Here is a 25816-nt window from a genome sequence, read left to right as displayed (position 1 = left end):
TTTATTCTTTCATTAAGTTTGCTTGTTCAACATCTATGTTGCCACGACTCCTATAATATACAACTAGTATCGCAAGTCCAACTCCCGACTCTGCTGCAGCAACAGTTAAAACAAACATGACAAAAATTTGCCCAGCTATATCATTCATAAATGCAGAAAAAGCAACCAAATTTATGTTAATTGCCAGCAATAATATTTCTATTGATAATAATATATTGATTATACTCTTGCGGTTGATAAAAATACCGCACACTCCGACAGTGAATAAAATAGCAGCAACTATCAAAAAATGATTTAATCCTATTTCCATTCTACTCCCTTTCCAAATCGAGCCTTAACTAATTTTACAGATGAAGATTGCGTCAATTGTTTCAATACATTCTGTTTTTTAACCCCTTTTTTCTTATCTTGTAAAGTGAGAGCAATTGCACCAACAATCGCAACAAGGAGCAAAATACCAGAAAGATGGAAAGCATACATGTAGTCAGTATATAGCAAATTACCAATAGCTTTCACGTTGTTGGTATTATAATTTATAACATTACTTATATCCGCCGATGAGCTACGAATGACAAAGCCAATAATTAAAAAAAATGCAACACAGAGCACAGCACCAAGTGTGTAATGCTTTGAAAAACCCTGACGCAATCTTATGTAGTCAATATCAAGCATCATAACTACAAAAAGAAATAACACTGCAACTGCGCCGATATAGACTATCAGCACCATCATAGCAATGAACTCAGCTCCAAGAAGAATAAAAAGCACTGCAGAATTAACGAAGGTAAAAATTAAAAATAACACTGCATGTACGGGATTTCTCACGCTGATTACACAAACAGCAGATAAAATGCTAAGAATTGAAAAAAAATAAAAGAAAAAAGACATCAACGTACGACTTTCAACGCTACTTATCTAATTAAAGCACTATTGCAATAAAGTCAATGTTATATTAAATATTTGGGACTCTATCCTTACTCAACCATTGAGGAGTAAGCGCTTCTCTCAAGGCAGACCACATATCCATCGGAAATGTTTAACAAATTGGCCAGATATTAACGCTGCTATCGATTTTATATTTCAAAAATTTGGGAAAGCTTATCTTGAATTACCCATATAAGCGTTATCTATCCCATATTTCTATCACATCATCACTACAATCTATTATTTCTGCCTTTTTGAATTTATAACACTCATTAATGGATTGAATACCTAAATTTGCTATAAAAGGGGTGGCATCGTTGCCTAAAATCTTACCACTACGGCATATTATCAATCTGTCAATTAAGTTATGTTTTAACAATTCGGTAATCAATTCCCCTCCTCCTTCAACTAATAGTCTGGTTATTCCAATCTCTGAAACAAGTTTTGGCATAGTAGTTTTTAAACAGACTTTACCTGAATTATTTGAATCAACTATCAAATAATTAATATTCTTTATCTTTTCTTTTGCTTCTTTATTTGTGATTATCCAAGTTGCTACTTTATTTCCTGCTCTCACACATGTCATCCCAGTGTTCCCCCCTATTGTCATCCCAGTGCCCCGACACTGGGATCCAGATTCCAGCGTCACGCTCTGGAATGACATGGAATGGTGTTTTGGACCTGCAGTTTTTGCAATATTATGCTTTTCCTTCAACTTGGCTTGGCTATCTATAATTAGCCTTATTGGTGATCTGTCTTCAAGCCCTGGTAATCTGCAAGTGAGTAGTGGATCATCATTAACAAGGGTGTTGCTTCCTATCATAATCGCATCATATTTTGCTCTAAGCTTGTGCACCCAATTTCTCGTGTCCTCACTTGTTATCCACTTACTTTCGCCTGTAAATGTTGCGATTTTTCCGTCAAGAGTTGTTGCAATTTTACAGGTTATAAATGGTCTATGTAGTGTTTTAGTAAGAAAAAACCCGATATTTAGTTTTTCTGCCTCCTTTTGCATAATTCCATATGTAACCTCAATTCCTGCTTCTTTCAAAGTTTTAATTCCTTTGCCTGAAACCCTCTCATCAGGGTCAATAGTTGCAATTACTACTCTTTTTATTCCAGCATTAATGATTTCTGAGACGCAAGGCCCTGTAACTCCATGATGGCAGCATGGCTCAAGAGTTACATACATAGTTGCACCACAAACTGAATCTTTCACATTTTTTAAAGCAACTATTTCTGCATGTGGGCGTCCACCGATTCCTGTATATCCTTCACCGATCAGTATGCTATTTTTTACAATGACACACCCAACAGCAGGATTTGGTGCAACATTTCCAAGATTCTTTTCTGCAAGCTTCAATGCAACTGACATGAATTGATCATCAAGCATCAGAAAGAAGTCATTTCGTATGAGGTATCAAAAATTCGTCTGTGCTCATGTATAGCAAATCTATCTGTCATGCCCGAGATGTAGTCACATATTATTAATGAACGCTCGGACCAATAAGCAAGCTTGCTCCACTCAGTTGGAAGTAGATCAGGATTTGCATAAAAACATTGAAAAAGCTCTTGTATTATACGTTTTGCCTTATTCATTGTTCTATTCAGTTTGTAGTGCCTATATATTTTTTCCATATTAAATTTTTTCATCTCTTTTGTGGCGTTTTCAATTTCTAGTGAAAATGTAACTAATGGTTTATCCATTTTTCTTATATCTTCAATATCCTTTATTCTATAATTTTCAATATTCTTTTCAGTCTGAGAAACAACATCACTTATCATAATACCTATAATTCTACTCAGAGATTCATGTATAAGTTTGCTTTGAGGCAGTTTTGCATATTTACCTTTTATATCTTTAAACGCTGTCCCGATTAACGGAACATCCAGCAAATCTTCAACTACAATTAAATTCGCCCTCAATGCATCGTCAAGATCGTGAACGCTATAAGCAATATCATCAGCAATTGAAGCAACTTGCGCTTCACCACTGGAAAACTCCTCAAATTTTAGGTCATATTTTTCATTATATTCAAGCATCAATTTATTATTGGTTTTAGATTTTGCATGTTTTCCAAGCAAAGGTCCATTATGCTTTGCAACCCCTTCAACAACTTCCCAACTTAAGTTCATACCATCAAAATCAGCATGTTTTTGCTCAAGATAAGTTAAAATCCTTATAGCCTGAACATTGTGATCAAACTCATACTTTTCATTATGAAGATTTAAATCTAGAACTGATTTCTTCAAAGCATCCTCACCTGCATGACCAAATGGCGGGTGACCAAGATCATGTGCAAGCGCTATACATTCGGTAATATCTTCATTTAAACCAACTCTACGTGCAATTGATCTTGCAACTTGTGCAACTTCAAGACTATGAGTGAGTCGTGTACGATAGTAATCATGCTCATAATTAATAAAGACTTGTGTTTTGTACCCTAACTTTCTAAATGCATTAGAGTGGATAATACGGTCTCGATCACGCTGAAAACAACTGCGACTTTCATCTTCTGATTCTTTAAAGTACCTTCCTCTTGTTCTATTTAGTAGGCATGCATAATTTAATAGAAAATTATTGTTTGACATGTAGAATTTCCACTATAATAAAATGATCAATAATAAACGGTGGTGACTATGTCAACAAATTACAACATTAACCTAACTGACAATGCATTAAAAAAAATTCACTCTCTTGTAGAGAAGGAAGAGGATAAGAGTTCTGTTTTGCGAATTGCAGTTTCAGGTGGCGGATGTTCTGGTTTTAAATATAATTTTCTTATCGATCAAATGGACAAAAGTCTATCTTTGAGCGATGACGATGATGATTACGATGAATTTGATGATGAAGATGATGATGATTTTGATGACGACGAGGAGGGAGAAGATTATAAAGGCCATTCAAGTTTTAGCAAAACTGGGAGAGATATAGTAATTAACGATAAAAATGGAAACCCTGTACTTATGGTTGATAATTGCTCAGTGAAGTTTTTGAATAACTCAATTATAGATTATACTGAGGATCTAAGTGGTTCTGGTTTCCAAATAAAAAACGTTCTTGCTAAGTCTCAATGTGGGTGTGGTAGCAGCTTCTCTGTTTAGTAAAAAAATTGGTCATTCCAATGTTCGTTTCTTGTCGTCCAAGTAGCTCTCCTCTTGTTATACCAGTACTTTTTTTCCTGTCATCCCAGTGCATGACACTGGGATGACAGATGATAATGTAGCGCTAAAGCTGACTTCTGTAGATAAAAGCTTTAAGGATAGCTCTACTGTTATAAAAGATATCAATTTAAGTGTTGCAAAAGGACAGGTAGTTGCATTAATCGGCAGTTCAGGTACCGGGAAAACAACTATATTGCAGATTGCAGGCTTATTGGATAAGCCAACTTCTGGTGTAGTTGCAATAAATGGGGTTAATTGTACACAAGCCAGCAATAAACAGAAAACACACATAAGAAGAAATTTCCTTAGCTTTGTCTATCAATTTCATTATCTACAGCAAGAATTGTCGGTCCTCGAAAATATCATGCTTCCTCAACTCATTGCAGGCAAAAGCAAAGCTGAAGCAAGGAAAAATTCACAAATGATATTAGAAAAATTTGGCCTGGAAAATAAAGCAAATAGTATGATATCTGAGATTTCTGGTGGAGAGAGGCAAAGGATTGCAATAACAAGAAGTATTGTCAATTCCCCCAAGCTTTTACTTGCAGATGAGCCGACAGGAAATTTAGATCCAACAAATTCTTTAGACGTATTTTTGCTATTATATTCATATATAAAGGAAAATAATCACTCTATGCTCATAGTGACTCATAACCACCAACTTGCAGAAAAGGCAGACTGTATTTTTCAATTGAAGGATCAGACATTAGTGAAATTATAGTACTTCTACCATTACCATTTGCTTTGGAAAGTATTATACAATTAACTGCATATGCCATGAATTCTTGAGCACTACCAAAAGCTGAATATTTTAACAGCTTTTATTTGCTTAACTCGACTGATCATAATGTGGCACTACTACGCTCTCTTCTTCACCAGAGTGTGAATGACAACTGTCACCCCTTAACCATTTTTCGTCATAAGTTTCAATATCAAAATATTCCTCACATTTATTTACATTATCACTAAGTGAAAGTGCTCTAATCTTACTCATAATTAAACCTGTACCAGCAGGAATTAACCTTCCCACTATAACATTTTCTTTTAATCCAGTTAAAGGATCATCCTTTCCACAGAATGCTGCTTCTGTAAGCACTTTTGTTGTTTCTTGGAAAGAGGCAGCAGAAATAAAGGAGTTGGTTTCAAGGCTTGCTCTAGTAATCCCCTGCAAAATAGGAAGATACTCAGCAGGTCGTTTGCCAGAGTTATTCATAGCCTCATTTTCTTTATCAATTTCCAGCTTATCGATAGTTTCACCGATTAAGTACATAGTATCGCCAGGGTCAGTAATTTCTACTTTCTGTAGCATTTGTTTTAATATCACTTCTAAGTGCTTATTATCTATACGTACACCCTGCAATCTATAAACTTGCTGTATTTCAGAAATCATATAGTGCGCTAAAGCTTCTAATCCAAGTACGCGTAAAATATCATGAAGATCAGGATCACCATCCATTAATAGATCACCTTTACGGACAAAATCACCTTCATTGACTATTACATGCTTACTTCTTGATACCAGATATTCAACTGGAGAAATCTGTTCATCTGTAGGCCTAATCAATATACTACGTTTTCCTCTTCGATCTTTCTCAGAGAATACTATATGTCCATCTATTTCACTAACGATAGCATGCTCTTTAGGACGGCGTGCTTCAAATAATTCTATAACTCTCGGTAAACCACCAGTAATATCACGAGTTTTTACTGACTCTCTTGGTGTTCTTGTAATAACATCACCAGCATAAACTTTCTGACCATCTTGTACATTAAGTACTGCACCAAGTGGTATAAAGTAACACGCTTCAACGCCACTTGCAAGTGTCATTATTTCACCATTATCATCCAGTAGGACTATACGAGGACGGAAATTAGCTCCGCCTGAATGCAATTTCCAATCTTTTACTACTTTGCTTGATATCCCAGTAGATTCATCCATAACCTCTGTGATTGAAACTCCATCTTTTAAATCCTGGTAAGATACAGTACCAGTCTTTTCCGTGATAATAGGTAATGTATAAGGATCCCACTCTGCCACTTTATCACCAAGTTTCACAGACTCACCTTCACCTACTACATAAAGCTTAGCACCATAAGGTACACTGTGCCTTAATTTCTCACTACCCAAACTATCAACTAATACAACTTCACAAGAACGGCTTATTACAATTTTATTTTCGTTTTTATCTATAATTATATTACTATTGTTTAGTTTTATTTTAGCATTAATAGAGGCTATAATATTTGAGGATTCAACACCTCTTGTCATTACTCCACCTATATGGAAAGTACGCATTGTTAGCTGAGTACCTGGCTCTCCAACAGATTGTGCGGCTATCACACCAACTGCTTCACCTATTGAAACAATTTTACCAGTTGCAAGATCTCTTCCATAACATAGAGCACATAAACCAGGGCTCATTTCACAAGTCAAAGCTGACCTGATTTTCACGGCATCAAGCCCTGCAATATTAATTTGTTTTACTTTATCCTCATCAATTAATTCCCCTGCTGTGACTAATAGTTCTTTTGTTACTGGGTTATATATATCATTTGCAGCTGTTCTGCCAAGCACAACACTCTCTAAAGATGCAACTATAGTACTTCCTTCAACCGTAGCTCTAACAACAAGACCATTTTTTGTTCCACAATCATGCTTTGTAACTATGCAATTTTGAGATACATCAACCAAACGACGAGTTAAATATCCAGAATTTGCAGTTTTAAGTGCAGTATCAGCCAAACCTTTACGTGCACCGTGGGTAGAATTAAAGTACTCAAACACGTTTAATCCTTCACGGAAATTAGAAATTATAGGCGTTTCTATAATTTCACCTGAAGGTTTCGTCATAAGCCCTCGCATCCCTGCTAGCTGTTTCATTTGTGAAGTAGAACCCCTTGCACCAGAATTAACCATCATATATACAGAGTTATATTTTCCGTTTGTGCTATATATAGACATTGCTTTTAACATGTCACTAGCTATCACATCTGTACACTTAGACCATTCGTCTATAACCTTGTTATACCTCTCACTTCTTGTAATTAGCCCGTCCTGGTATTGCGCAGAAAATTTCTTAATTTCACCTCTCGCGTGATCAACATGCATAGCTTTAGTATCGGGTATTACCATATCATGACGACCAAAGGATGCTCCAGAAAATGTAGCATATTCAAAGCCAAGAACCATTAATTTATCAGAAAAAGCCACTGTAGCACTTTGACCACAGTTACGATATACTAAATCGACTATATTGGTTATTTCCTTAACTGTTAATATCTGATTTATTAGATCAAAGCTTAAATTCTCATGTTGAGGGAAAATCTGCCATAATATTAAGCGACCAGGGGTTGTACAAACAGTCCTATAGCTTGCCTCGCCATTATCTTTAATATACTCCATTCTATATTTTACATTAGAATGGATATGCAAAGATCCATCACTTAAGGAATGCTCAACGTCACAAAAAGCACCAAAAAATGGTAAATCATCTGCTGCGTCAGTTAACTCTTGTAAAGTTAGATAATATATACCAAGTACTATATCTTTACTTGGAACTATAATTGGTCGGCCATTAGAAGGACTTAAAACGTTATTAGTAGACATCATTAAGACCCTAGCTTCCAGCTGAGCTTCTAGCGAAATCGGTACATGCACCGCCATTTGATCACCATCAAAATCAGCGTTAAATGCTGTACAGACAAGCGGATGCAATTGTATTGCTTTACCCTCAATAAGGATCGGCTCAAAAGCTTGAATACCAAGTCTATGTAACGTAGGTGCCCTATTCAATAAAACAGGATGTTCCTTTATTACTTCTTCTAGCATATCCCAAACTTCTGGTTTTTCTGCTCTTATCAATTTACTAGCAAATTTAATAGTTGGAGCCATGCCATACATCTTAAGCTTTGAATAAACAAAAGGTTTGAACAATTCAAGAGCCATTCTTTTTGGCAGACCACATTGATTCAGTTTCAAAGTTGGACCAACAACTATTACAGAACGTCCAGAATAATCTACCCTCTTACCCAGTAGATTTTGACGGAAACGACCTTGTTTTCCTTTTAACATATCACTAATGGACTTTTTATATCCAACAGCACCAGCTTTATTTGTAAGAGTATTACGACGGCTATTATCAAAAAGAGAATCAACAGCCTCTTGTAACATCCTTTTTTCATTACGAATCATAATCTCAGGAGGATTTAAGCTTAATAACTTCCTCAGCCTATTATTTCTATTAATAATAGTTCTATAGTGATGATTCAGATCAGAAACTGCAGGACGACCACTTTCCAGTGACACTAAAGGACGTAAATCAGGTGGTAAAATAGGAATAGTTGTAAGTATCATCCATTCAGGTCTGTTCCCAGATTTAATAAAGTTTTCAACAATACGTAATCTCTTTATAATTTTCTTTCTTTTTATTTCAGAAGTAATAGATTCTAACTCTAACCTTAAATCCCTTCTGATTGCATGTAAATCGAGGCGTGATAATAATTCTCTTATGGCCTCAACGCCTTGCATAGCTATAAAGCTATCAACTCCATAGCTATCCTTAGCTTCATTATAAGTTTTTTCACTAATGATCTCGCTTTTCTCAAAAGGAGAAACAAGAGGATCTATTACAATATAATTATCGCTATATAAGATATTCTCAATATCTCTCAGAGATATATCTAGCAATGCTCCAATTCTTGATGGGAGTGATTTCAAAAACCATATATGAGCAACAGGAGACGCAAGCTCTATATGACCCATCCTTTCTCTTCTTACTTTAGAAGATGTAACCTCCACTCCACATTTTTCACATATGCGACCTCTGTGTCTTCTTTTTTTGTATTTTCCACATAAACATTCATCATCATTAACAGGACCAAAAATCTTAGGGCAAAACAATCCACCTTTCTCAACTTTGAATGTACGATAATTTGCAGTTGAAACATCTTTTATCTCGCCATAAGACATAGATGTAATGCTTTCAGGGCTAGCAACTGATATGCTTATCTTATCAAAAGACTGTGCAATGTTAGTGTGAGATATATCACCAATAACTACATCATTTTGCTTTAAAACTACATTCAAACATAAAGAACGTAATTCTTTTATCATCACATTGAAGGACTCAGGAATTCCACACTCAAAATTACTGTCGCCTTTTATTATCGATTCGTAAATTTTAACCCTACCGTTAATATCATCAGACTTCACAGTTAACATTTCCTGTAAAGTATAAGCAGCACCATAAGCTTGCAATGCCCAACATTCCATTTCACCAAAACGCTGGCCACCAAAGTGAGACTTTCCTCCAAGCGGCTGTTGAGTCACTAGACTATAAGGACCTACTGAACGCGCATGAATTTTATCATCAACTAAGTGATGCAGCTTAAGCATGTACATGTAACCGACAGTAACCTTACGGTCAAATTTCTCTCCAGTGCAACCGTCATATAATACAGACTGACCAGAGTTATCTAAGCCAGCGATTTCAAATAATTTTGTTATTTGTTCATCCTTTGGACCTTCAAACACAGGCGCAGCAACAGGTACACCATCACGTAATTTGTGTGCAAATTCAATGAGATTATCATTGCTAATATCACGGATATTATTACAGATAGATACATTATTACCGCAGCTATAAACTTCAATAAGGAAGTTCCGTAAATTACTGTACAAGCTTTTACAAGAATTCAAGCAATTTTCTACTAATTCATTCAACTCATCATTTAGAGCACTTTTATTTACTACATTTAAGATAGAAGCAGTTATTTCATTGTCACTCAGATCTTCAATTTTCCTATTATCAAGATATATTACTGCAAACTTTGCAAAATTATCATCGTCAAGAGATCTGATTGCGTTACAAAAAACATTTTTGATTTTACTGATCTCGTCGAGAATATTGCCTACCTTTTCTCCCAATTTTTTGCAAGCCCAACCAACATGAGTTTCCAGTATTTGCCCAACATTCATTCGTGAAGGTACACCAAGAGGGTTAAGAATAATATCAACAGGAGTACCATCTTCTAAATATGGCATATCTTCAACTGGTACAACTCGCGATATAACTCCTTTATTCCCATGTCTACCAGCCATTTTATCGCCAGGCTGCAAGCTATGCTTCACAGCAATGAAAACCTTAACTGCCATCGACACACCTTGAGGCAAGTCATAACCTTCATTCAATTTTTCTACTTTTCGCTTAAACTGCACTATTGCAGTGGATACTTTTTCATCAAAATCTTTTTTGAGATTCTTAACTTGTTCTAAAATAGGTGTACATTCAAGCCCTATGCCCCACCATTGTTCACGATCAATAGAATCCAATTTCTCTTGATCACTTGAACCAGAGTGAATAATGAGTTTTTGTAGTTCATCATAAAAATATTCACTAGTAACATTTATTATATAATCCCGCTCTTTTTCAAAATCATTAATTTCTTTCTGTTTAATAAGTAATGCTCTTTCATTTTCCTCAACTCCCCTACGTGTAAAAACTTGTACATCAATTACTGTGCCTTCAACATCTGGGGATGTATATAAAGAGGAATCAGAGCAATCAAATGACTTTTCACCAAAAATTGTCATTAATAGCTTTGTTTCAGGGGGCAATGAAAGAGAAGGCTTAGGAGTCACTTTTCCGACAAGAATATAACCCGGTCCAACTCTTGTACCAACTTTCACTATACCACTATCATCCAAGTGATATAAATTTTCTTCATTAACATCAGGTATAGCACGAGTTATTTTCTCTGACCCGAGTGGAGTGTCATGCACAACACACTCAAATTCTTCTATATGGATAGAAGTAAAAAGATCTTTTTTAACAACTTCACTGGAAATAATAATAGAATCTTCAAAATTATAGCCTTGCCAAGACATAAAAGCGACTAGCAAATTTTTACCAAGAGCCAGTTCTCCATTGTTAATCGCAGAACCATCAGCAATAACATCACCCTCTTTAACATAATCACCTACACGCACAAGAGGCCTTTGATTGATACAAGTATTATGATTTGAACGTTGAAATTTTCTTAAATGATAAATATCCACATCCAGGTAATTGATTTTTTCTTTATCAAAAGCACGTATGACTATAGAGTTACTATCTGAACTATCAACTATGCCATCACGTTTTGCTAAAACTACAGCACCAGAACCAGAAGCTGCAAAAGATTCCATACCAGTAGCAACCAAAGGAGCAGTAGGTTTCAATAAAGGTACAGCTTGACGTTGCATGTTTGAACCCATCAACGCTCTATTGGCATCATCATTTTCTAAAAATGGAATTAAAGAAGCTGCAACTGATATCACCTGTTTAGGAGACACATCAATGTAACCAACTTGATCACTACTTACCATAACAAAACTACCAGCATACCTACAGTATAGCATGTCATCGACAAAGCAATTATTTTCATCAAGCTTTACGCTAGTATCAGCTATATGATGTGAGCCTTCATCTATAGCAGAAAGATACTCAATTTGATCAGTTACAACCCTATTGACTACTTTTCTATAAGGGCTTTCAATAAAACCGTATTTATTAATGCGTGCATATATAGCTAAGCTATTAATTAATCCTATATTTTGTCCTTCAGGAGTCTCAATAGGGCAAATTCTTCCATAATGAGTTGGATGAACATCACGCACTTCAAATCCTGCACGTTCTCTCGTTAACCCACCAGGACCGAGTGCCGATAACCTTCTTTTATGGGTTATTTCAGACAATGGATTAGTCTGATCCATAAATTGAGCTAATTGAGAAGAATTAAAAAAATCTCTTAAAACATTAGTTAACACCTTTGGATTAATAAAATCAGAAGGGGAAACTTTATCTAAACTAGAAGTGGATATAGAATCAACTATTACACGCTCTAATTTTAACAATCCAGTTCTAAACTGGTTTTCTATAAACTCTCCAACTGATCTTACTCTTCTATTACCTAAATGATCAATATCGTCTACAGTTCCTTGTCCATCACGTAATAATACTATTTTCCTTACAACCTCAATGATATCATCATATGTTAAAACAGTTAACTTTTCATCATAATGCAATCCAAGATAAGAGTTAAGTTTTAACCTACCAATGTTAGATAAATCATAATACTCCGGGCTAAAGAAAAGGTTACGGAAAAATTCTTCTACTATCTCCAAAACAGGAACTTCGCCAGGACGCAAAACTCTATATATTTCATACAGCGCATCCTGATAAGACATGTTTTTATCTAAGAACAGGGTATTTAATATATAAGGCCCAACAGACATATTATCTATATTGAGTACTGAGATTTCACCTACAGATAAGAGCTCAAGTTTTTTCACATCCTCTAATTTTATAGGTTCACCAGCAGATAAAATTTTTGTAGAGCTAGCACTATCCATTAAATCTTCTGCAAGGAATAACCCGCATATAGAATCAAAAGGTACAAGATACTCTTTCAATCCATCTTCATGTAGCTTTTTCGCAAGCCTTGAAGTAATACGAACATTAGCTTTAAGTAGCACATTGCCTGCAACATTCATTAAGTCAAAAGGCAGCCTAATTCCCTTAAACTTATCAGGGGTAAAAGGTACTTTCCAACCATTTTTATGTTTTATGTGCTTTATTTTCTCATAAAATTTATTGAGTATGTCATTATTTGAGAGACCTAATGCTTTTAATAAAACCGAAATTGGTAATTTTCTTTTTCTATCGATGCGGAAATGTAAATGATCTTTAACATCAAATTCAATATCAAGCCAAGAACCTCTATAAGGAATAATTCTAGCAGAGTAGATCAATTTACCAGAATTATAAGTTTTTCCCTTATCGCTATCAAAAAACACACCAGGAGACCTGTGCATTTGTGAAACGATAACTTTTTCTACACCATTAATAATAAAAGTGCCCTTATCAGTCATCATCGGCAAGCCACAAAAATGGACTTCTTGCTCTTCTATAGATTTCACAACAGTTGCAAGCTTAGATTGATCCTCGCTCTCTTTAATCGATTTATATTCATCAAGAGAAACACCATCTTGCATAATAACAAGACGTATAGAGGCAACAACTTGAGCAGAAAAAGTTATACCACGTTTTACACATTCAGATTCATCATATTTAGGATCATCTATCTTGCAGCTTATAAACTCAATAGTTGCCCTGTGCAAAGGATCATTTATTGGAAAGATTGCATGAAAAATAGCCTCAAGTCTTTCATTACCCTTATTCTCAGGAGTAAATGAGTCATATGATTCTTTTTGAACCTTAACTAAATCCAACAAGGAATCTTTTAAATCAATCGACCTAGAATAAGAAATTCTAGGAACAAAAGCACCAGAAGCATACATATAAGAAGAATCAACCATTAAAAATACCCCAAACTAACCAAAAGAGCTATACCAATATAACTAATACATTTAAATATAAACGTGCTATTCAAGGTCCACTTTGGTTGCTCCTGCTTCAATAAGTTTTTGCTTTATTTTTTCTGCTTCCTCTTTAGGAACATTAGCAATCAAATCTTTAGGTAAGGATTCAACTAATTCTTTAGCTTCTTTTAGACCTAACGCAGAATCAACCTCTCTAACAGCTTTAATGACTGCTATTTTTTTGCTAGCATCAATTTCTTTAATTACGACCTTATATTCAGTCTTTTCTTGAGCAGCAGGAGCAGCTGCAACATTACCTCCAGCAGGCGCACCAGCACCGCCAATAAAAGAACCAGCAGGCAACCCTATTTTCTCTTCTAACACTTTCACAAGCTCAGAAGCCTCTAATAGATTTAAAGATAATATTTTATCAACTAAATCATTTGTTACATTACTCATAATTACCACCTTATTTAACAACAAATTTATTTTTTAGAACTATAATAACCCAACGCTCTCATAAGTCTCATAGAAGATGCATTAATAGACAATGCCAATCGAGCAGGGATATTATAAGATATTAAACGCATAATTTTAATATGGAGCTCTTCCAGAGAAGGCAACTTAGCCAACTTATCAACATCCTCTGTTGTGAGCAATTGATTCGAATGAGCCGCGCAAATCACAGACATCTTTTCTTTGTTAATATTAGCAAAATCAACTATTAATTTTGCAGCTTCTACCATGCCGCTAGAGTATATAATAGCAACAGGACCAGAAAAACTATCTGATAAATAAGAAAATCTACCAGTTCTTTCCAAAGCCAAGCGAGCTAAAGTGTTTTTAACCACCAAAACTCCACCAGCTATAGACTTTAAGCTATTCCTAAGAGTTAATGAATCACTGGCATTTATAGATTTAAAATTTACCAATATCAAGAAATCATTATTTACAAACACATCGGCTATATTCTGTATAAACTCATCCTTATTTTCACGCTTCACGGCATTACTCCCCTAAATTATATCTTCTACTTTGCTTAATTTATAAGCTTTACCCATAGTCGAATTTAAAAAAACACTCTTAAAATAAACTCCTTTTGCAGAAATAGGTCTGCTATCTTTAATCACTTTAAGAAAGGCTTTCAAATTTTCCAGCAAATCATCAATGCCAAATTTTATATTTCCTAATTTACCATGAATAATACCATTTTTATCTGTTCTAAATTTTATTTGACCAGACTTAATAATTTTAATAGCTTCTGCCACATTAGGTGTTACAGTGCCAAACTTAGGATTAGGCATAAGCCCTTTAGCACCCAATATCTTTGCAATAGGAGTGACTTTTGCCATAAAATCAGGAGTAGTGATGCACCAATCAACATCAAGCTTCTTACCTTTTTTTATCTCTTCAATTAAATCCTCTCCTCCAACAATATCAGCACTAGCTTTTTCAGCTTCTGATAAATGCTTATCTTGAGCAAAAACAGCTACTTTAATATCCCTTCCAATACCTTTAGGCAGGACCACTGTACCACGCACCTGCTCCTCAGATTTACGTGAATCTACGCCTAAATTAACCGCAACATCAATTGATTCGTCAAACTTTGCTGAAGCAAACTCAATGATTTTTTCCAAACATTGTTTAGGATTATAAATTTCATCATTATATGTATTCATGTATTTAACCTTCTACAACTTCTATACCCATAGATTTAGCAGCACCTAAAACCATTTTTACTGCTGAATCTTCATTATCCACTTTCATGTCAACCATCTTATACCGTGCTATCTTAATTATAGCAGACATAGGCAATTTGGCTACCATCTCTTTACCTGGATTACTAGAAGTTTTGCTTAACTTAGCTTCCTGCTTAAGCAAATAAGACACAGGTGGACTGCTAACAGTGAAATCATGAGAGCGATCATCCTTTATGAAAAATCGCACAGTCACTACGTCACCTACTTTATAATTAGCACTAGCAGAGTTAGTAATCTTATTAAAAGCTTCACAAAACTTAGGAACATTTATGGCGCGTGGTCCAAGCACCGAAGCAATTTTCGGTCCAGGGACTGCTTTTCCAGCTTCCATCAGTAAATTAATCTTAGCAACTACATTACTCATAATTAATCCTCTATTTTCTCTACTTGAGTTAGATCAAGTTCTATTATTGTAGGCTTACCTAAAATTGATACTTCTACACTAATAATTTGTTTCTTATCGTCTATCATATGTACTTTACCAGTAAAATTTTGAAAAAGGCCGTCGTTAATTTTTATTTTCTCACCTTTTTCATAACCATAACTCAATTTTTTCGTCTCTTGAGCAGTGTAAAGTGCGCTACACATTGAGCTAATCTCACTATCAGAAATCACTTTTGGTACATTACCATTTTTTAAAAACCCATAAACCTTAAGAGATTTTGGTATATTATTAATAAAATTTAACACTTCATCACACAAATTCACATATAAAAAAACATAACCAGGAAAACACTTTCTTCGTGTAGCAACTTTTTTAGACCTGAGTTCCGCTTCATTTAACTCTTCATATGGAATAAAAACTTCCTTAAAATAACTATTAACACCGAGTCTAATAGAATTTTCCAGTACATGTTGACGCACTTTCTCTTCATAATTAGAAGCAACTCTCAAAATATACCACTTATACCTATTAAACTCCTTACATTTTAAACTTACCTCGTCATTTGAAATTACTTCAAAATTATCAGACTCACTACTACAAAAACCAGGCACTTGACTCAAAATATTTTTACTTTCATCACAGAGGTGCATACAAACATATACTTCGCATATCTCCTTTATATCAGGTTTTGTATTATACACAGTCTGATACGGAATAAATACTTCCTTAAAATAAACAGCATTACTCACCAGTTCGCGTATATCTCTCTCACACCCATAATCAACTTTAATGATATACCACCTATATTCATGCGTCATAAACAATTCCAAATAAAGCCTTAATTGTGCAAAGAGATATAAAATCTACCAAACAAAAGAAAATAGAAAAGCACAATATTACAATTATTACAACAAATAGAGATGATAATACCTCCTGTTTTTTTACCCAGGCAATTCTTCGTATTTCTTGCTTTATATCACAAAAAAAACCACATAAATTTTTTAACATTTCTACCACAATATCAATGCAGGAGCGATAGGAATTGAACCCACAACCTCTGGTTTTGGAGACCAGCGCTCTACCAATTGAGCTACACTCCTATAACTCAAACTTTCTACTCTAAAATCTCAGAAACAACACCAGAACCAACAGTTCTACCGCCTTCTCTTATTGCAAAACGCAAGCCCTTATCCATCGCTATTGGCACATGCAACTCTACCTCTATACTCACATTATCACCCGGAATCACCATCTCTTTTCCATCCAGCAACTTTATACTTCCTGTTACATCGGTCGTTCTTAAATAAAATTGCGGCTGGTAATTCGCAAAAAATGGCGTGTGCCTGCCTCCCTCCTCTTTCTTCAATATATAAACCTCCGCCTTGAATTTCTTATGCGGCGTTATCGTCCCTGGTTTTGCGAGCACCTGCCCTCGCTCCACTTCTTCTCTTTTTGTTCCTCTGAGCAATATTCCCACATTCAGTCCCGCACTGCCTTTATCCAGCAATTTCTTGAACATTTCCACGCCCGTACATATCGTCTTTTGGGTCGCTTTTAAACCTATTATCTCTACTTCATCGCCAGTCTTTATTTCTCCACGCTCTATTCTTCCTGTTACCACCGTTCCGCGGCCTGATATAGAAAATACATCCTCAATCGGCAATATAAATGGCAACTCTACAGGTCTTGGTGGAATTGGCACATATTCATCTAATTTCTGCATCAATTTATCTATTGATTTTTTGCCATATTCGCTATCCTCATTCTCCAGCGCCTTGAGTGCCGAACCAACTATCACAGGAACATCATCGCCTGGAAATCCATATTTACTCAACAATTCCCTGATTTCCATTTCCACTAAATCTATCATATCACGGTCAGCAACATCCGCTTTGTTTATATATACCACAATATACCCAACTCCAACCTGCTTTGCGAGCAATATATGCTCTCTCGTTTGTGGCATCGGCCCGTCAACACCTGACACCACCAATATCGCCGCATCGATCTGCGCCGCTCCCACAATCATATTTTTCACATAATCAGCATGACCAGGACAGTCAACATGCGCATAATGGCGTGTCTCAGTCTGATATTCAACATGCGCCGTTGATATTGTTATCCCACGCTTCTTCTCTTCTGGCGCCTTATCTATCTGATCATACGCTACAAAATTTCCATAATGCTTTGTTATCGCCGCCGTTAACGTCGTCTTCCCATGATCCACATGTCCTATCGTCCCCACATTTATGTGCGGCTTTCCAAATGCTTCTACTACTGTTGTCATAATTATTACCCTTAATTATACTTTAGCTTTAATTCATCAACCACATATTGTGGTACTTGCTCATAACAAGAAAAATGCATACTATACTGCGCTCTTCCCTGAGACATAGAACGCAAAACGTTGATATAACCAAACATATTTGCAAGAGGTGCCGAAGCAGTAATTATTTTACTATTATTACCTAAATCCAGCATATCAGCAACATTTCCTCTTCTACTATTTATATCACCCATCACATCACCCATATATTCTTCAGGAGTTATGATTTCAACTTTCATTACAGGTTCCAGCATTTTCGGACCAGCTTTATTCCCCATTTCCTTAAAAGCACCCTTAGCAGCAAGTTCAAAAGCTAAAGGACTAGAATCAACCTGATGAAAAGCACCATCAAGAAGAGTAGCCTTAAAATCAATTAATGGGAAGCCAGAAATAATTCCACCTTCTTTTATCAACTCCAAGCCATTTTGTACCCCAGGTATATACTCTTTTGGAATAGCACCACCTACAATTTTACTCTCAAATTGAAACCCAGAGCCAGGCTCAAGAGGCTCAAATTTTATTTTAACCTTAGCAAACTGACCAGCACCACCTGATTGTTTTTTATGAGTGTAATCAATTTCAACAGATTTAGTGATAGTTTCACGATATGCAACCTGAGGAGCACCAACATTAGCTTCAACATTAAATTCGCGCTTCATTCTATCAACAATAATCTCAAGATGCAATTCCCCCATACCTTTTAATATAGTCTGACCGCTTTCCGCATTTACTGACATCCTCAAAGAAGGATCTTCTGCAACCAACCTATTCAAAGCAACACCTAATTTTTCCTGATCTGAAGTGGTTTTAGGTTCCACAGCAATTTCAATAACAGGCTCAGGAAATTCCATACGCTCCAGTAATATAGGAGAATCAACAGAACATAAAGTATCCCCAGTGGTTGTTTTCTTTAGCCCAACTAAAGCAACTATATCCCCAGCCCTAGCTTCAGTGATATCTTCACGATTATTTGCATGCATAAGTAGCATTCTACCAATCCCTTCAGTTTCGTTTTTTAATGCATTTAAAACAGTAGATTTAGATTTTAATTTGCCAGAATAAATACGAATAAACGTCAAGCTACCAACGAATTTATCTGTCATCACTTTAAACGCAAGAGCTACAAACTTTTCTTTTTCCGAAGGCTTAATCTCAATTTTCTTTTCTGAATCTTTAGGATCACTTCCAGTAATTACATCAACATCAATAGGAGAAGGTAAAAAATCAACCACAGCATCAAGAAGAGGCTGAACACCTTTGTTTTTAAAAGCCGATCCGCATAATACAGGAACAAACTTACCTTTTATAGCCCCAATCCTTACACATTTTTTTAATAAATCCACTGGAATATCATTACTTTCAAAGTAAATATTCATTACTTCATCGTCCATCTCAGCTGCTGCTTCCAATAAAGCCTTCCTAAATTCTTGAGCTTTATCGAGCAAATCAGAAGGAATATCACCATAAGAAAACTTCGCACCTAGTGTCTCTTCTTCCCATACGATAGATCTCATATCAATAAGATCAATAACACCTTTGAAATCTTTCTCACTTCCTATCGGCAATTGAGTGACTAAAGGTACTGCACCAAGCTTGCTTTTTATCATATCAACACAGCGATAAAAATTCGCCCCTATTCTATCCATTTTATTAACAAAACAAATACGAGGAACATTATATTTATCAGCTTGACACCAAACAGTCTCAGATTGAGGTTCAACCCCGGCAACACCATCAAATACAGCAACTGCACCATCTAAAACTCTTAAAGATCTTTCAACTTCAATAGTAAAATCAACGTGACCAGGTGTATCTATTATATTAATTCTATGATCATTCCAAAAACATGTTGTTGCAGCAGATGTGATCGTAATTCCGCGCTCTTTTTCTTGCTCCATCCAATCCATAGATGCCGCACCATCGTGCACTTCACCGATTCTATTTTCTTTACCAGTATAAAATAAAACACGCTCTGTTGTGGTGGTTTTACCAGCATCTATATGAGCCATTATTCCTATATTTCTGTATTTAGATATTTCAATTTCCATATTACAATTAACTAGCTAACTTAAAAACGAAGATGAGAAAATGCCTTGTTAGCCTCAGCCATTTTATACTTTTCTTCACACATCTTGAACGCACCACCACGCTTGTTATATGCATCCAATATTTCAGACTGCAGACAATCAGCAGAACTTTTTCCACTTTTTTTTCGAGCAGCAGAAAATGCTTTAGCAATCCACCTTAACGCTAAAGAGACTGCTCTATCTTTTCGAACTTCTACAGGCACTTGATAAGTTGCACCACCAATACGCCGAGAACGCACTTCTATAGAAGGTGTAACGTTTTCCACAGCCGTTTCAAAAATTGACAATCCACCTTCATCTATTTTCTTTTCAACTGAAGACAAAGCGTCATAAATGATTCTTTCTGCAACAGATTTTTTGCCACATTTCATAATTGTATTAATAAAACGCATCAACAAAACGCTGCCATAACGCGAATCAGGACTTACTTCTCTTTTTTTTGCTTCATTCCGACGAGCCATAAATTTTTAACCAGATTTCTTTACACCATATTTTGAACGAGATTTCTTTCGGTTTTGCACACCACGCAGATCAAGGGCGCCTCTTATTATATGATAACGTACACCAGGTAAGTCTTTTACCCTTCCACCACGTATCAGAACAACTGAGTGTTCTTGTAAATTATGACCTTCACCTGGTATGTAAGCCGTTACTTCACCATACCCACTAATTCTCACTCTGGCTACTTTACGGAGTGCCGAGTTAGGCTTCTTAGGAGTGGTGGTATATACTTTAGTGCAAACACCTCTCCTTTGAGGATTGCTTTCCCCCAAAGCTGGCACTTTTTTCTTATGGGTCAATCTCAATCTACCCTTACGTACTAACTGATTTATTGTAGGCATAATTATAAACTCAAGCTTATTAAAACAACCAAGTCTCTAGTTATAAAATAATCAATCTCAATAGTCAATATAAAAATATACATTATTATCCTAATAATTTTAGGCTTAGCTGCTTTATTGTTCCAAATTTGGGCCAAAAGATAAAAGTGTATTGAGTCTATTGATTTGTGGATAATTTCTAAATATCCTTCATCTTACCAAAACAGCTGTTGTACAAGAGCTCTATTGAAAAAAAAGCAAAAGGCAAGTAGAATAAATTCAAGTAATTGAGTGATGTTAATAGAAAGCTATGAAGAGCGGAAGGAATTTGTTAAGCATCTCGGATTTTACAATCAACGATGTAGAAAATATAACTAAATTGGCTAATCAGTACCTTAAAAAAGAAGTAGCAAATGCTAATATCTTAAAAAATAAAACAGTAATAAATTTATTCTTTGAAGATTCAACACGTACACTTGCATCTTTTGAAATAGCAGCAAAAAGCCTTGGAGCAAACGTTGTAACTTTACCAGTAAAATCTTCTTCTATTAACAAAGGAGAAGATCTAAAGGACATGGTTAAAACGCTAAATGCTATGAATCCTAATTACATAATAATCAGGCACAAAAATAGTGGTATTATTAATACGTTGGCTGAGCACGTTAGCTGCTCGTTAATCAACGCAGGCGATGGAAGAAGTGAGCATCCAACTCAGGCCCTTGCAGACTACCTTGTAATTAGCAGTCATAAAAAGCAAATAAAGGATCTCAAAATTGTAATATGTGGCGATATTTTGCATAGTAGAGTTGCAAGATCAAATATAAGATTGCTAAAAATGTTTGGAGCAAAAATAAGTTTAGTTGCTCCACCAACTTTGATTTGCAAGAGTTTTCCTGAAGTAGACTCAATACATTATTCGTTAATTGAAGGTATAAAGGAAGCTGATGTGATTATGCTCCTCAGATTGCAGAAAGAACGGATGGATAATAGTTGTTTTGTTCCTTCGGAGAAAGAATATTTCCATTTATATGGGCTTGACTCGCAAAAGCTATCATGCGCAAAAACAAATGCGATCGTTATGCACCCAGGACCAGTAAATAGAGGAGTTGAGATTAGCAGTGATATAGCAGATGATGTTATTTTACAGCAAGTAGAATGTGGATTGGCAGTACGTAAGGCAGTTCTGTATTATCTACCTATTGCAGGATCTTTTACCTTAGCAACGCTTACGTAATCTTCTTGTGTTTGTGGTTTGCTGTCTGCGCACCTCCTGATAATATTAACTGCCATAATAGCACAGCCTAAAATAAAAAAAGATGTAGAAACGAAGAAGATAATGGAAGCCTCGTGCAAAGACAAAGTTGCTGGATTACATGCTAAAGATGCAACCCCTCCTGCTAAAAACGAAATACTAGATGCAATATCCAAATATATCTTTGTCAACTTTTTCTTTTGCTCTGGAGTTCCTTCTATTCCAATTTTCTTATTAGCATCACGTTTTAGAAAATGGTCAGCTAGCGACCATATATTTAAAGCAAGTGAAGCTGCACTTAGTATAGTACCAGCAATAGCGAAATGTAAATCAAAATCAGAAATACCAATGACCAATGCTGCTATGTACCCAGCAAGAAATGCGGTAGATAATGTAGTAACTACAAATTTTAAATCAGCTCTTACTTCCCTTCTGCCAGCTAACCTTTCTTTTTCACTACGCATAGCGTAAACATCATTGAGTATGCCAAATTATAGCATTAATTAACTTAGTAAGCAATGTGGAAATTTAAGAGTGCCCGAGAGAAGACTTGAACTTCCACAACTTAAAAAGTTACTAGCACCTGAAGCTAGCGCGTCTACCAATTCCGCCACCCGGGCTTTTTATAGTTTACTGCGTTAAGATTAAGTAATATACTTAAACAATCTTTAGTTTAAAGCCGATGCCAGACAATATAAATCTAGATCAAATATTTTTTGCTCAAAACAATGTTAATATTAATAACGTATATAAAATAGTCAATAGCGCTTTGAGCAACAGTGATGGTGGCGAGCTATTTTTAGAATTTTGCCAGTCAGAATCTCTACTTTTTGATGATAATATATTAAAGCATGTGGATTTAAATACCAGGAGAGGGTTTGGTTTAAGGTCTTTTTGTGGCGATAGTACATCTTTCGTTTGTTCCTCTGAAATTAGCGAAAAAGAAATCAGTAACGCAGCTTCTATAGTAAAGCACTCATCTGCACTGAATAAAACCAATTCAGTAAATTTAAATGAAGAGACAAAAAAATTATATTCAAGAGTTAACCCAATCAAAGAAATAGATTTAAGTTCAAAAATTAAGCTACTTAATAAAGTAAATGAATACGTAAGATTCAAAAATAGTTCTGTAAAGCAAGTAAAAATAACTTTAAGCGGGGAATGGCAAGTTGTACAAATAATAAAGGATGGTGCCTACAGAGTAAGCGATATAAGGCCTCTAGTGCGCTTTAATGTACTGGTTGTTATAGAGAAAAATGGTCGAATCGAAAGAGGTTCTGCAGGGCATGGTGGAAGAGACTCCTATAGTGAATTTGTTTCCGAGAAGAAGTGGAAAGATGTTGCAAATCAAGCCCTGGCACAAGCATTAATAAATCTTGAAGCAGCACCATCTCCAGCTGGAGAAATGACAGTTGTTTTGGGATCAGGTTGGCCAGGAGTTCTATTGCATGAGGCTATAGGCCATGGGCTCGAAGGTGATTTTAATCGCAAAAAAGTTTCAGCATTTTCAAATTCTATAGGTAAACAAATAGCGGCTAGTGGTATCACAATAGTTGATGACGGAACCCTACCTAATTTACGTGGTTCTATTAGTATAGATGATGAAGGCACTCCATCTGGCTATAATGTATTGATAGAAGATGGGATCCTCAAGGGTTACATGCAGGATCATATGAACGCTAAACTTATGGATGTTAAGCCAACTGGTAACGGCAGAAGAGAAAGTTACAAAGAAATTATTATACCACGTATGACAAACACTTATATGTTACCTGGAAAGCACACACCAGAAGAAATAATATCTAGTGTGAAGAAAGGGCTATATGCAGTAAATTTTGGCGGTGGACAGGTTGATATAACATCGGGAAAATTTGTTTTTTCCTCTTCGGAAGCCTATTTAATAGAAAATGGTAAAGTTACACAGCCAGTTAAGGGAGCAACACTCATTGGGGATGGTCCAACCGTGCTGAAAAAAGTGTCTATGATTGGCAATGATCTTAAGTTAGACCCAGGTGTTGGTACATGCTCCAAAGATGGACAGAGCATACCAGTTGGAGTTGGCCAGCCAACGCTTAAAGTTGATTCAATAACTGTTGGCGGAACTGAAGTATAACCTTTCAAGGCCTACGCATGAAAATTTGGTAGTTAAAAAAAAAGAGAAGGAGCAAAGCGTCTATACATAAGACCTTCTATTCTTAAATTGCCTTGTATGGTTGGATTTTTGCGATGATAATTTGTTAATGATATTTAAATGATTTTACAAAGATGATAACAGAAAGCGTTGCAAAAGACTTAGTGAACGCAATAGAGAGTAATTTGTTAGTATGCTTCCCAACAGAAACAGTATATGCTCTTGCTTGCAATGCTCTGAGCTCTGAAGCAATAAAAAAAGTATATGAGATAAAAAGACGCTCTCAAACCAAGCCACTATCCATATTTGTTCGTGATACTCACGATTTAGCAAAAATAGCAAAAGTAAAGGAAGAATATACTGATTTAATAAACCGATTTTCTCCTGGGCCGATCACCTATATTTTACCACTTAAAAACAACACAATATTGCCGAGCGAATTCTTTAAAGGCAGCATAGGTATAAGAATACCTGATCATCCAATTGCAATTTCAATATTAAACGAACTAAACGTCCCAATAGTTGCAACCAGTATAAATGTTTCAGGAGAAAAGAGTGTGTCCAAGGTAGAAGATATACCTGAGTCCATTAAGCAACATTTGTCTGCAGTGTTTGAATATGATGAATCAGTTTCAGGTGTAGAATCAACCATTGTTGACTTAACTGGAGATAAAATTAAGGTTTTAAGGGAAGGTACAGTTTCAATACAAGCATTAAATAAAGCGCTTTCAAGCTCAGATCTATAGGAAGAAGCATGAAAAAAGTGATAGGTCACAACCAAGCTAAAAAAAAAATAATGAATAACTTGCCTGTTCAATCTTGGCTGATCTGTGGCAAAAAAGGTATAGGAAAAGCAACGCTTGCAAAGTCCTTTTCCAACTGGCTGCTCATAAAAAGTTATGAGTCAGCAGCATTGGACCTGCACATTGTTGAAGGTGATACAATAGGAATAGAAAAAATCAGAGAGATGAAAAATTTTCTGCACTTAAGCCCTATTCAATCAGAATACAAGGTAGCTGTAATAGATAGCTTAGAAGCGATGACCAATAACGCTAAGAACGCAATATTGAAAACATTAGAAGAACCACCAAAAAATTCTAAAATATTCATAATTAGCCATAAACCTCATGACATCCAAACTACTATTAAATGTAGGTGTTTTCAACTGAATTTATTGCCGCTTACCTATGATGAAACAAAACAAGTTGTTTCTTTTCAATGCGAATTTGATGATCAAATATTTAACGAGGTTAACACTCTATTTCCTGGAATGCCAGGAATAATAATAAATGTACTGGATAAAGATGCTTATGAAGAATATAGATGCTTTTACACACTCTTTCACAATTTAAATGATCCTGATACAATTAATAAATTAATTAATAGCAAAATTGAACTGGAATTAGCATCTGATATAATTCAGAGGTTTATTTTAAAAATTGTAAAGAAAGGTACAAATAATATTGAAATTTTACTCAGCCAGTGGAAAAAAATAGATGAGCTTTTTGTTGCTGCAAGACAGCTTCACTTAGATAAAAAGCATGTTTTAGCTAATGTAATTAACATCATAACCGAAGTTTTCTAAATATAATACTTTTAACATA

General features: G+C 35.5%; 22 protein-coding genes and 2 tRNA genes. 6 read left to right on the top strand and 18 right to left on the bottom strand.

Translation table 11 applies throughout. From position 1 onward, the window contains the following. Position 1: 1 nt before the first annotated feature. From nuoK to AAGD89_RS02515, 4 genes are all read right to left on the bottom strand, one after another. Positions 2–310 carry an NADH-quinone oxidoreductase subunit NuoK gene (gene nuoK / locus AAGD89_RS02530; RefSeq protein ID WP_341808707.1) on the bottom strand — a complete coding sequence of 103 codons (309 nt, stop codon included), beginning with the start codon at positions 308–310 and terminating at the stop codon, positions 2–4. Continuing rightward, the gene (locus tag AAGD89_RS02525) at positions 301–888 is read right to left on the bottom strand and encodes an NADH-quinone oxidoreductase subunit J (RefSeq protein ID WP_341808706.1); all 588 of its coding nucleotides are present in this window, start codon (positions 886–888) and stop codon (positions 301–303) included. Before AAGD89_RS02525 ends, nuoK begins: the two co-directional genes overlap by 10 nt. A 235-nt stretch (positions 889–1123) precedes the next feature. Further along, positions 1124–2317, bottom strand: a complete 1194-nt coding sequence (ribD, locus tag AAGD89_RS02520) for a bifunctional diaminohydroxyphosphoribosylaminopyrimidine deaminase/5-amino-6-(5-phosphoribosylamino)uracil reductase RibD (protein WP_341808705.1) — start codon at positions 2315–2317, stop codon at positions 1124–1126. Further along, the gene (locus AAGD89_RS02515; RefSeq protein ID WP_341808704.1) at positions 2317–3516 is read right to left on the bottom strand and encodes a deoxyguanosinetriphosphate triphosphohydrolase; all 1200 of its coding nucleotides are present in this window, start codon (positions 3514–3516) and stop codon (positions 2317–2319) included. The genes ribD and AAGD89_RS02515 overlap by 1 nt, the downstream gene beginning before the upstream one ends. 48 nt (positions 3517–3564) lie before the next feature. On the opposite strand from AAGD89_RS02515, the gene AAGD89_RS02510 reads away from it, so the two are divergent. Then, the gene (locus AAGD89_RS02510) at positions 3565–4029 is read left to right on the top strand and encodes a heme biosynthesis protein HemY (protein ID WP_341808703.1); all 465 of its coding nucleotides are present in this window, start codon (positions 3565–3567) and stop codon (positions 4027–4029) included. 103 nt (positions 4030–4132) lie between these two features. Continuing rightward, positions 4133–4810, top strand: a complete 678-nt coding sequence (locus tag AAGD89_RS02505) for an ABC transporter ATP-binding protein (protein ID WP_341808702.1) — start codon at positions 4133–4135, stop codon at positions 4808–4810. Positions 4811–4918: 108 nt separating this feature from the next. On the opposite strand, the gene AAGD89_RS02500 is transcribed toward AAGD89_RS02505, so the two are convergent. From AAGD89_RS02500 to rpsL, 12 genes are all read right to left on the bottom strand, one after another. After that, positions 4919–13447, bottom strand: coding sequence for a DNA-directed RNA polymerase subunit beta/beta' (locus AAGD89_RS02500; protein WP_341808701.1), 8529 nt, complete (start codon positions 13445–13447; stop codon positions 4919–4921). 66 nt (positions 13448–13513) lie between these two features. Beyond that, the gene (rplL, locus tag AAGD89_RS02495) at positions 13514–13909 is read right to left on the bottom strand and encodes a 50S ribosomal protein L7/L12 (protein ID WP_341808700.1); all 396 of its coding nucleotides are present in this window, start codon (positions 13907–13909) and stop codon (positions 13514–13516) included. A 26-nt stretch (positions 13910–13935) separates the two neighbouring features. After that, positions 13936–14454, bottom strand: coding sequence for a 50S ribosomal protein L10 (gene rplJ / locus AAGD89_RS02490; RefSeq protein ID WP_341808699.1), 519 nt, complete (start codon positions 14452–14454; stop codon positions 13936–13938). A 12-nt stretch (positions 14455–14466) separates the two neighbouring features. Further along, complete coding sequence (gene rplA / locus AAGD89_RS02485) at positions 14467–15129, bottom strand: 50S ribosomal protein L1 (protein WP_341808698.1); 663 nt, start codon at positions 15127–15129, stop codon at positions 14467–14469. Between the two features lie 4 nt (positions 15130–15133). Then, a complete protein-coding gene (locus AAGD89_RS02480; protein ID WP_341808697.1) occupies positions 15134–15574 on the bottom strand; it encodes a 50S ribosomal protein L11 in 441 nt (146 codons plus the stop codon). 2 nt (positions 15575–15576) lie between these two features. Next, positions 15577–16413 carry a transcription termination/antitermination protein NusG gene (gene nusG / locus AAGD89_RS02475; protein WP_341808696.1) on the bottom strand — a complete coding sequence of 279 codons (837 nt, stop codon included), beginning with the start codon at positions 16411–16413 and terminating at the stop codon, positions 15577–15579. Then, on the bottom strand, positions 16403–16603 hold the full coding sequence (secE, locus tag AAGD89_RS02470) for a preprotein translocase subunit SecE (protein ID WP_341808695.1): 201 nt from the start codon (positions 16601–16603) through the stop codon (positions 16403–16405). The genes nusG and secE overlap by 11 nt, the downstream gene beginning before the upstream one ends. A 19-nt stretch (positions 16604–16622) precedes the next feature. Beyond that, positions 16623–16695: transfer RNA gene (locus AAGD89_RS02465), tRNA-Trp, on the bottom strand. 14 nt (positions 16696–16709) lie between these two features. After that, the gene (gene tuf, locus AAGD89_RS02460) at positions 16710–17882 is read right to left on the bottom strand and encodes an elongation factor Tu (RefSeq protein WP_341808635.1); all 1173 of its coding nucleotides are present in this window, start codon (positions 17880–17882) and stop codon (positions 16710–16712) included. Between the two features lie 11 nt (positions 17883–17893). After that, on the bottom strand, positions 17894–19969 hold the full coding sequence (gene fusA / locus AAGD89_RS02455) for an elongation factor G (protein ID WP_341808694.1): 2076 nt from the start codon (positions 19967–19969) through the stop codon (positions 17894–17896). A 20-nt stretch (positions 19970–19989) separates the two neighbouring features. Beyond that, on the bottom strand, positions 19990–20469 hold the full coding sequence (gene rpsG, locus AAGD89_RS02450; protein WP_341808693.1) for a 30S ribosomal protein S7: 480 nt from the start codon (positions 20467–20469) through the stop codon (positions 19990–19992). 6 nt (positions 20470–20475) lie between these two features. Next, the gene (gene rpsL, locus AAGD89_RS02445) at positions 20476–20850 is read right to left on the bottom strand and encodes a 30S ribosomal protein S12 (protein WP_341808692.1); all 375 of its coding nucleotides are present in this window, start codon (positions 20848–20850) and stop codon (positions 20476–20478) included. Positions 20851–21139: 289 nt separating this feature from the next. Between rpsL and AAGD89_RS02440 the strand changes: the two genes are divergently transcribed. Further along, the gene (locus tag AAGD89_RS02440) at positions 21140–22063 is read left to right on the top strand and encodes an aspartate carbamoyltransferase catalytic subunit (protein ID WP_341808691.1); all 924 of its coding nucleotides are present in this window, start codon (positions 21140–21142) and stop codon (positions 22061–22063) included. Here the strand turns inward: AAGD89_RS02440 and AAGD89_RS02435 are convergent. Next, the gene (locus tag AAGD89_RS02435; RefSeq protein WP_341808690.1) at positions 22018–22545 is read right to left on the bottom strand and encodes a hypothetical protein; all 528 of its coding nucleotides are present in this window, start codon (positions 22543–22545) and stop codon (positions 22018–22020) included. The genes AAGD89_RS02440 and AAGD89_RS02435 overlap by 46 nt on opposite strands. A gap of 71 nt (positions 22546–22616) precedes the next feature. Next, positions 22617–22701 (bottom strand) — tRNA-Leu (locus AAGD89_RS02430). Between the two features lie 62 nt (positions 22702–22763). Here AAGD89_RS02430 and tldD point away from each other — a divergent pair. From tldD to AAGD89_RS02415, 3 genes are all read left to right on the top strand, one after another. Further along, positions 22764–24194: a metalloprotease TldD gene (gene tldD / locus AAGD89_RS02425; protein WP_341808689.1), complete on the top strand. Its 1431-nt coding sequence runs from the start codon at positions 22764–22766 to the stop codon at positions 24192–24194. 152 nt (positions 24195–24346) lie between these two features. Then, positions 24347–24958 (top strand): L-threonylcarbamoyladenylate synthase, encoded by a 612-nt coding sequence (locus AAGD89_RS02420; protein WP_341808688.1) that lies wholly within the window; start codon positions 24347–24349, stop codon positions 24956–24958. 8 nt (positions 24959–24966) lie between these two features. Beyond that, a complete protein-coding gene (locus tag AAGD89_RS02415) occupies positions 24967–25797 on the top strand; it encodes an AAA family ATPase (protein ID WP_341808687.1) in 831 nt (276 codons plus the stop codon). The last annotated feature ends 19 nt before the right edge of the window (positions 25798–25816 follow it).

Origin of the sequence: Wolbachia endosymbiont (group E) of Neria commutata (assembly GCF_964026735.1) — a bacterium.
In the GTDB taxonomy this organism is placed as follows: domain Bacteria; phylum Pseudomonadota; class Alphaproteobacteria; order Rickettsiales; family Anaplasmataceae; genus Wolbachia.
The sequence above is the reverse complement of the archived record's forward strand: the minus strand, read 5'-3'. Positions and strand labels throughout refer to the sequence as shown.

Coding starts and splice junctions, on each gene's coding strand:
- rplL (WP_341808700.1), bottom strand. CDS start 13,909: ATGAGTAATGTAACAAATGATTTAGTTGATAAAATATTATCTTTAAAT.
- AAGD89_RS02435 (WP_341808690.1), bottom strand. CDS start 22,545: ATGCGTAGTGAAAAAGAAAGGTTAGCTGGCAGAAGGGAAGTAAGAGCT.
- tuf (WP_341808635.1), bottom strand. CDS start 17,882: ATGACAACAGTAGTAGAAGCATTTGGAAAGCCGCACATAAATGTGGGG.
- AAGD89_RS02480 (WP_341808697.1), bottom strand. CDS start 15,574: ATGAGTAATGTAGTTGCTAAGATTAATTTACTGATGGAAGCTGGAAAA.
- AAGD89_RS02515 (WP_341808704.1), bottom strand. CDS start 3,516: ATGTCAAACAATAATTTTCTATTAAATTATGCATGCCTACTAAATAGA.
- rpsL (WP_341808692.1), bottom strand. CDS start 20,850: ATGCCTACAATAAATCAGTTAGTACGTAAGGGTAGATTGAGATTGACC.
- rplA (WP_341808698.1), bottom strand. CDS start 15,129: ATGAATACATATAATGATGAAATTTATAATCCTAAACAATGTTTGGAA.
- secE (WP_341808695.1), bottom strand. CDS start 16,603: ATGTTAAAAAATTTATGTGGTTTTTTTTGTGATATAAAGCAAGAAATA.
- AAGD89_RS02440 (WP_341808691.1), top strand. CDS start 21,140: ATGAAGAGCGGAAGGAATTTGTTAAGCATCTCGGATTTTACAATCAAC.
- ribD (WP_341808705.1), bottom strand. CDS start 2,317: ATGCTTGATGATCAATTCATGTCAGTTGCATTGAAGCTTGCAGAAAAG.
- rpsG (WP_341808693.1), bottom strand. CDS start 20,469: ATGGCTCGTCGGAATGAAGCAAAAAAAAGAGAAGTAAGTCCTGATTCG.
- nusG (WP_341808696.1), bottom strand. CDS start 16,413: ATGACGCATGAATATAGGTGGTATATCATTAAAGTTGATTATGGGTGT.
- tldD (WP_341808689.1), top strand. CDS start 22,764: ATGCCAGACAATATAAATCTAGATCAAATATTTTTTGCTCAAAACAAT.
- AAGD89_RS02500 (WP_341808701.1), bottom strand. CDS start 13,447: ATGGTTGATTCTTCTTATATGTATGCTTCTGGTGCTTTTGTTCCTAGA.
- AAGD89_RS02415 (WP_341808687.1), top strand. CDS start 24,967: ATGAAAAAAGTGATAGGTCACAACCAAGCTAAAAAAAAAATAATGAAT.
- AAGD89_RS02525 (WP_341808706.1), bottom strand. CDS start 888: ATGTCTTTTTTCTTTTATTTTTTTTCAATTCTTAGCATTTTATCTGCT.
- nuoK (WP_341808707.1), bottom strand. CDS start 310: ATGGAAATAGGATTAAATCATTTTTTGATAGTTGCTGCTATTTTATTC.
- AAGD89_RS02505 (WP_341808702.1), top strand. CDS start 4,133: ATGACAGATGATAATGTAGCGCTAAAGCTGACTTCTGTAGATAAAAGC.
- AAGD89_RS02420 (WP_341808688.1), top strand. CDS start 24,347: ATGATAACAGAAAGCGTTGCAAAAGACTTAGTGAACGCAATAGAGAGT.
- AAGD89_RS02510 (WP_341808703.1), top strand. CDS start 3,565: ATGTCAACAAATTACAACATTAACCTAACTGACAATGCATTAAAAAAA.
- fusA (WP_341808694.1), bottom strand. CDS start 19,969: ATGGAAATTGAAATATCTAAATACAGAAATATAGGAATAATGGCTCAT.